Annotated in this window: 1 protein-coding gene; it reads left to right on the forward strand. The window is 68.5% G+C overall.

Annotated elements, in window-relative coordinates; genetic code table 11:
• Positions 1 to 126 precede the first annotated feature (126 nt).
• On the forward strand, positions 127 to 1,123 hold a 997-nt coding region (locus D1350_RS23400), incomplete at its 3' end, for an IS481 family transposase (RefSeq protein ID WP_125778464.1).

Consider the following 1,123-nt stretch of genomic DNA (forward strand, 5'->3'; position numbering starts at 1 on the left):
TGTGATGTCCAGGGAGGTTGTTCCGAGCCCGTGATGTCGACACGGGCTCGGGTTACCGGATGAGGAAGGCCTCCGGTTGTGAAGTGGAGCTGTCGAGGAACCGCTTCGCACCAACCGGAGGCCTTCGTGTCACACGCTAACGCCCTGCTCACCCCGAAGACGCGCTTGAGGCTCGCGCGGTTGGTCGTCGAGACCGGCTGGACCTATGCCGCGGCCGCGAAGATGTTCATGGTCTCGCCGCGCACCGCGAAGAAGTGGGCCGACCGGTACCGGGCGCAGGGCGGGGCCGGGATGGTCGATCGCAGCTCGCGCCCGCACCACAGCCCGACTCGGACCCCGCAGCCGGTGGTCAAAGCGATCGTGCGGCTGCGGTGGCGGCACCGCCTCGGCCCGGTCCAGATCGCCGGGATCCTCGGCATGCCGGCCTCCACGGTCCACGCGGTCCTGGTGCGATGCCGGGTGAACCGGCTCTGGCGTATCGACCGGGTCACTGGTGAGCCGTTGCGGCGTTACGAGCACGACCACCCCGGGTCGTTGATCCACGTGGACGTGACCAAGTTCGGCAACATCCCTGACGGTGGCGGCTGGCGCTACGTCGGTAAACAGCAGGGCGATCGCAACCGCGCCGCCACCGTCGAGCGCACCGGCGCTCCTCGCAGCCGCTCGCGCGGCCCGCTGGTCGGCCGGGCCTACGTCCACACCGTTATCGATGACCACTCCCGCGCCGCTTACGCCGAGATCTGCGCCGACGAGACCGCAGCGACCGCGATCGGTGTGCTCGAGCGGGCCGTAGCCTGGTTCGCCGAACGCGGCGTGACCGTCGAGCGGGTCTTGTCCGACAACGGCTCTGCCTACAAGTCCCACGCATGGCAGGACGCCTGCAGCAGGCTCGGCATCACGCCGAAGAAGACCCGCCCCTACCGGCCCCAGACCAACGGGAAGATCGAACGGTTCCACCGCACCCTCGGTGACGGATGGGCCTACGCCCGCTTCTACGCCTCAGAGGCCGAGCGCCGCGACACGCTGCCCGGGTGGCTGCACTTCTACAATCACCACAGGCTCCACAGCGCCATCGGAAACCAGCCACCGATCAGCCGACTGACCAACCTCCCTGGACATCACA

The sequence above is a fragment of the Antribacter gilvus genome (genome assembly GCF_003946865.1).
Classification (GTDB): domain Bacteria; phylum Actinomycetota; class Actinomycetes; order Actinomycetales; family Cellulomonadaceae; genus Antribacter; species Antribacter gilvus.